Annotated in this window: 5 protein-coding genes; 1 reads left to right on the top strand and 4 read right to left on the bottom strand. The window is 71.8% G+C overall.

What is annotated here, in order from left to right; all coding sequences use genetic code 11:
* Positions 1-194: 194 nt before the first annotated feature.
* The 4 genes from CR470_RS35180 to CR470_RS35165 all read right to left on the bottom strand — a co-directional run bounded on the left by CR470_RS35180 (position 195) and on the right by CR470_RS35165 (position 4,943).
* Complete coding sequence (locus tag CR470_RS35180; protein WP_097871563.1) at positions 195-1,415, bottom strand: cytochrome P450; 1,221 nt, start codon at positions 1,413-1,415, stop codon at positions 195-197.
* A 48-nt stretch (positions 1,416-1,463) separates the two neighbouring features.
* Positions 1,464-3,062, bottom strand: coding sequence for an MFS transporter (locus CR470_RS35175; protein ID WP_097871561.1), 1,599 nt, complete (start codon positions 3,060-3,062; stop codon positions 1,464-1,466).
* 94 nt (positions 3,063-3,156) lie between these two features.
* A complete protein-coding gene (locus CR470_RS35170) occupies positions 3,157-3,663 on the bottom strand; it encodes a nuclear transport factor 2 family protein (protein ID WP_097871560.1) in 507 nt (168 codons plus the stop codon).
* A gap of 89 nt (positions 3,664-3,752) precedes the next feature.
* On the bottom strand, positions 3,753-4,943 hold the full coding sequence (locus CR470_RS35165; protein WP_097871557.1) for an acyltransferase family protein: 1,191 nt from the start codon (positions 4,941-4,943) through the stop codon (positions 3,753-3,755).
* A 214-nt stretch (positions 4,944-5,157) separates the two neighbouring features.
* Here CR470_RS35165 and CR470_RS35160 point away from each other — a divergent pair, with 214 nt between their 5' ends.
* A complete protein-coding gene (locus CR470_RS35160) occupies positions 5,158-5,646 on the top strand; it encodes a hypothetical protein (RefSeq protein ID WP_143663945.1) in 489 nt (162 codons plus the stop codon).
* Positions 5,647-5,712 lie beyond the last annotated feature (66 nt).

Here is a 5,712-nt window from a genome sequence, read left to right as displayed (position 1 = left end):
GCCAGCCCGCTCAGAGATGTGTATAAGAGACAGCGGCGGGGCCCCGCACGCCGTGGCCGGGCCGCCCGCCGCCGGATCCCGTGCCGGGCCCGCCACCGGAGCGACCCGCCGTGCGCGCGATGCCCATCCGCGGACCTCCGGGGCCCGCGGATGGGCATCGCGCGCACGGACGGTCGCCCGCCCGGCGGTCGGGGTCACGCCGTCCAGGTCACCGGCAGGCTGTTGAGCGTGTGGTTGATCTCCCCGCGGTGCCAGGGCAGTTCGGCCTCGGGGACGGCGAGCCGCAGATCGGGGAAGCGCCGCGTGAGGCCTTCCAGCGCCACGGCCATTTCCATCCTGCCGAGCTGTTTGCCGAGGCAGTAGTGAATCCCGTGGCCGAAGGAGAGGTGGGGGTTGCGCGGCCGGTCCGGGTCGAAGGCGTCGGCGTCGGGGAAGACCGACTCGTCGCGGTTGGCGGAGGCGAGCGACAGCAGTACGGGGTCGCCCGCGGCGATACGGACCCCGGCCACCTCCATGTCCTCGACGGCGATACGGGGGAAGCCGGTGGTGTCGGTGGCGAAGAGGTTGACGTGTCGCAGCAGCTCCTCGACCGTGGCGGGGATGCCCTGTGGCTCCCGGACCAGGCGGTCCCACATCTCGCGGTGGTGGACGAGCAGGGCGAGCACGGAGTTGGCGAGCTGGTTGGCGGTGGTGTCGAAGCCCGCGCCGATCAGGGTGAACCCGAAGGTCACCAGCTCCTGTTCGCTGAGCCGGTCGTCGTTGTCGCGCGCGGCGACGAGGTCCGACAGCATGTCGTCGGTGGGGCTGGCCCGCTTCTGCGCGATCAGGCCCACGATGTACTCGTTCAGTCGGGCCAGGCCCTCCAGCGACGCCTCCCCGCCGGCCCGTTCGTCGACGGTGGCGAAGGCACGGGCCCACTTCTCGAAGGTCCGCAGGTCCTGTGCGGGCACGCCGAGCAGCTCGCCGATCACGATGAGCGGCAGCGGAACGGCGAAGTCCTCCACCAGGTCGCCGGTGCCGCCCCTGGCCGCCATGGCGTCCAGCAGCTGGTCGGAGACCTCCTGGACACGCGGGCGCATCAGCTCCACCTTGCGGGTGGTGAAGGCGCCGGCGACCAGGCGCCGCAGCCGGGCGTGCTCCTCGCCGTCCAGCGAAATGATCATCTCCGGGGTGGTGTGCATGGTGCCGCCCACCCGCACGGAGCCGGGGCCGCAGGCCGCCGCCCGGCTGAGCCGGGGGTCGGCCTGGGCGGCGCGCACGTCCTCGTACCGGGTGATGAGCCAGGCGTCCGCTCCGCCCTCGGTGCGGACCTTGACGACCGGTTCCCCTTCCCGCAGCTCCCGGTAGCGCGGCGCGGGTCCGCGGTACGAGGAGCCGGGGAGCGGGAAGACGTCGGCCGGTCGCTGTCCAGGCATGGTGAACCTCCGTGGTGGTGGGTGGGAACGAGGGCCTGCCCCAACGGTTCAGGCCCGGTCGGCCGCCTCCTTGCCGGCGTCCAGCGGAACACCGGTGCTCGTCTCCTCGTCCCCGGCGGGGGGCCGCACGTGCCGCAGCAGCACGGCGACGAGGACGGCGGCGCACAGGACGAGAGAGCTGCTCAGCACGGCGTTCACGTGCAGTCCGTGGCTGAAGGCGGCACGGGCGGCGGCGGAGAGCTGTTCGCCGGTCTCGCCCGGCAGCGCCGCGGCGGCGGAGAGGGCGGCCGCCAGCGTCTCGCCGGCCGCCTCGGCGGTCTCGGCGGGGACGCCCGCGGGCATGGTCTCGGCCAGCCGGGAACTGTAGAGGGCGGTGCCGACGCTGCCGAGGCCGGCGACGCCGATGGCCATGCCGAACTCCTGGTTGGTCTCGGACATGGCGGAGGCCCCGCCCGCGCGCTCCGGCGGCACGGCGCTGAGGATCATGTCCGTCCCCAGGATGGTCATCGGTCCCATGCCGAGGGCGAAGACGACGGTGGCGGTGACGAGGATCGCGAGGCCGCCGGACCCGTCGAGGAACAGGTACATCGCGCAGCCGCAGGCCGCGACCACCAGTCCGCTCGCCATGACGTACGCGGGGCGGAAGCGGCGTGCCAGCACCGGGGTGAGGAATCCGGCCGCGATCATCGCGAACGCCTCGGGAAGCGTCCACAGACCCGCGCTCAACGGGGAGAGCCCCAGGACCAGTTGCAGGTACTGGGCGAGGAACAGGAACATGCCCGACATCGCGAAGAGCGTGAGGGTGAGGGTGCCGAGCGAGGCGCTGAACCGACGGTTGGCGAACAGGCGCATGTCCAGCAGCGGATCGGTCAGACGCCGCTGCCGCAGCACGAACGCCGTGCCGAGGGCGATGCCGCCGGCCGTCGTGACGAGCGCCGTGCCGCTCGGTCCGTGCACGGCCAGCTCCTTGATGCCGTAGATCGCCAGCAGCAGGGCGGCGACGGACAGCACCACGCTGAGGGGGTCGATCCGTCCGGCGTCCGCCGCCCGGTACTCGGGCAGCAGGAAGGGGCCGACGACCAGCAGCAGGACCATGATGGGCACGGCGATGAGGAAGACCGATCCCCACCAGAAGTGCTCCAGCAGCACTCCGCCGACCAGCGGGCCGATGGCCATGCCGACGACGAACGACGTCATCCACACGGCGATGGCCGAGGCGCGCTGCGCGGGATCGTGGAACATGTTGCGGATCAGGGCCAGGGTCGAGGGCATCAGCGTGGCCCCGGCGACGCCGAGCAGGGCGCGCGCCGCGATGAGCAGTTCCGCGCTGCTCGCCCAGGCCGCGACGAGTGAGGCGAGACCGAAGGCGGTCGCTCCCGCCATGAGCAGTCTGCGGCGGCCGATGCGGTCGCCGAGCGTGCCCATGGTGATGAGGAAGCCGGCGACGAGGAAGCCGTAGATGTCGAGGATCCACAGCAGCTGCGTGCTGCTGGGGCGCAGGTCCTCGGTGAGTTGCGGCACCGCCAGGTACAGCACCGTGCTGTCCATCGAGATGAGCATGCACGGCAGCGCGAGCGCGGTGAGTCCGAGCCACTCACGCCGCCCCGCCTTCGCGGGGACGTTCTGTCCGGGGTGCTCTTCGGTCATGTCGTTCGTCCTCAGCCTGTTCTTCTCGCAGCCCTCCCGGGTGGGCGGGGGCCCACCCGGGAGGGGGACCGGTGCGCTCGGGGGCGGCGACCGGTCAGGAGGGGTTGTGGATCTTGTCCGCCCAGCGGGCGGAGTCGTGGGTGACGGTGCGCGAGCGCGTCAGCAGGCGGCCGTCGCGGCGCACGAGTTCGTCCTCGACGACGGTCGTGGGTTCGAAGCTGACCTTGCCGTCGGAGTCGGTCATGCTGACCATCGCCTGGTAGCGGGTGCGCAGGGTGTCGTCGCCGTCAGGGACGACGCGCAGCCGGTCGAACCAGTACCGGTAGACCAGCCCGTTGTAGTAGGGGACGTTCTCGTCGCGGGCCCGCCGCGCCGACGTCTCCTCGACGCGGGGCGCCGACGCGTCCCCGCGCCGGGCGGACATCTCCTTGAGGAGGTCCTCCCGGCCGTCGAAGCGCCAGCCGAACGGGATGTGCTCCAGCACGCAGTCCTCGGTGAACGTCTCCAGGAACTCCTCCAGCCTGCGCTCTTCGAGCAGCGGCATCTGTTCCGCGTAGAACTGCTGTACCTCCACGTACAGTTCCGCGTCGGCCCGCTCCATGGTTCCTCCTTCTGCCGTGCCTCGCGGCACGGCTGACAGTAACGATCAAGGCTGGTGGGGCACTTGAGCCGCTCTCGACCCGGTGGGGGTCAGAGGGCCCTGGCGGCGTCCCGGGTCTCCCCGGGCACGCCCGCCGGTGGCGGCGGCGGCCGTCCGCGGCTCCAGCGGCGCATGGCGGGCCGCTCGACCGTCACGTACAGCAACCAGGCCAGCGCGAGGCTGATGGCGAAGGTGAGCGAGACGTCGCGCAGGGCTTCGGCGAAACTGCGTATCTGGAAGGCGTGTTCGGGATCGACCGCCCGCATCGGGCCGTAGTAGATGACCGGGTAGTGCACGATGTAGAGCGCGAAGGAGATCTCGCCCAGCCACACCATCGCCCGGTTGCCGAACCCGGTGCGCCGGCCCTCGATGTCCCGGGTGGCGGCCGCGCCGATGACCAGGGCGAGCGGCAGGGCCGACAGCGACATCCAGGCGAAGACCCCGGGCAGCTGGGCCAGTACGGCGTACGAGGCCACCGACAGCAGGCCCGCCGGAAGGAGGCCGATCCTGATCCGGCGTCCGCTCAGCACGGCGCGGGCGACGAGGATGCCGAGGACGAACTCCAGCATCCGCACCGGCGGGAAGTGGTAGACGAACCAGTACTGCCACCAGGACATGTCTCCGCCCCACCACATCGTGGGCCGGTCGGGGAGCAGTTGGGCGATGAAGGGCACGACGAGGATGACCGCGGTGACCGCGCCGGTCCACCCCCACAGCCGCTCCGGCCTGATGCGCCGCACCAACGTCAGCAGCCAGGGGAAGCACACGTAGAAGAGCAGTTCGCAGGTGAGTGACCAGCTGGGCGAGTTGGTGCCGTGGCCCATGATCGCGTCCTGGACGGGCAGCCAGCTCTGGAGCAGCAGGACGGAGGGGGCGGTGTTGGTGACGGAGACGGTGACGCCCGCCGCCAGCATCAGCACGACGGTCGCCGCGAGGGTGACGAGGTGGTTGGGGAAGATCTTCACCAGCCGGCGGCGCAGGAAGGCCGTCCTGGTGTCGTCGTCCCGGGCCACGTAGGTCAGGATGAAGCCGCTCAGGACGAAGAAGAAGGTCAGTCCGACACCGCCGACGGCGAAGATGTAGTCCGTCGGATCGTGCGTGGGGCTCGCGCCCATGAAGAACAGGTATCCCGTGTGTGCGCACAGCACGGTCATCGCGGCGACGAACCGGAGCCCTGTCAGTGAGGGCAGTCGGCTGTCCGCGGGGCCCGGCCGTACCGGGGCCGCGTCGGATCTTTCCATGGCTACTCCTGCGTTCCCGGGGTGGTGGGCGCTGTCCTGACCACGCGCCGGGCGGGGCGGCGGCTACGCCAGCGTCGGCGGTGGGGCTCGAGGCGGCCCGGAATCCGGCTCGACAGCCGGGGCCCGCCGGGGGACGCGCCCCGACTCGACCGGGAGTCGAGAACGCGCCGCCATGCTCGCGGGCCCACGTTCCGGCGAGCAGAAGGATGCGAACATGCGGATACCGAAGAAGCCTCTTGTGACCGTGGCGGCGGTGTCGTCCCTGGTCCTCGGCGCCTGGGCCCCGAGCGCCGCCGCACACCACCGCGCGCCCACACCCGTCGGGGTGTGGGCCGCCGAGCTGGACTTCGGCGGGCAGACCGTCCACGTGCGCCAGCAGTACAAGGCGGACGGGCTGCTGTGCCACGAGGTCGAGGCTCCGGGCGTGCCCCACGGCATGTCGGAGGGCACCTGGAAGAAGAAGGGCCCGGGAGCCTTCGGCTACGCGCTGACGGAGCTGTTCCTCGACGAGCAGGGCCAGGTGCACGGCCGGGCGGAGATGCGCGGCTCGGCGATCCTCATGGGTGCGCAGTTCAACTCGCTGCACTCCTCCACGGTGTACGACGCCGACGGCACGGTGGTCTCCTCGGGCACCGAGACCATCACGTTCTCCCGCGTCACCCGGCCCGTGCCGCCCTGCGACGTGGCGCCCGTGGGCTCCTGAGCGCACCGCCGGCCCCGCCGGGGTCCCGCGGGCCGCGGGGCGGCCCGCGGGGCCCCGGTCCGGCGC

This window comes from Streptomyces sp. rh34 (assembly GCF_002551245.1).
Lineage (GTDB): Bacteria > Actinomycetota > Actinomycetes > Streptomycetales > Streptomycetaceae > Streptomyces.
Note: the sequence above shows the minus strand (reverse complement) of the source record. Positions and strands in the feature narration are given on the sequence as shown.

Excerpts from the sequence above, each read along its gene's own strand:
- CR470_RS35170 (WP_097871560.1), bottom strand. The coding sequence starts at position 3,663 with ATGGAGCGGGCCGACGCGGAACTGTACGTGGAGGTACAGCAGTTCTAC.
- CR470_RS35165 (WP_097871557.1), bottom strand. The coding sequence starts at position 4,943 with ATGGAAAGATCCGACGCGGCCCCGGTACGGCCGGGCCCCGCGGACAGC.
- CR470_RS35175 (WP_097871561.1), bottom strand. The coding sequence starts at position 3,062 with ATGACCGAAGAGCACCCCGGACAGAACGTCCCCGCGAAGGCGGGGCGG.
- CR470_RS35180 (WP_097871563.1), bottom strand. The coding sequence starts at position 1,415 with ATGCCTGGACAGCGACCGGCCGACGTCTTCCCGCTCCCCGGCTCCTCG.
- CR470_RS35160 (WP_143663945.1), top strand. The coding sequence starts at position 5,158 with ATGCGGATACCGAAGAAGCCTCTTGTGACCGTGGCGGCGGTGTCGTCC.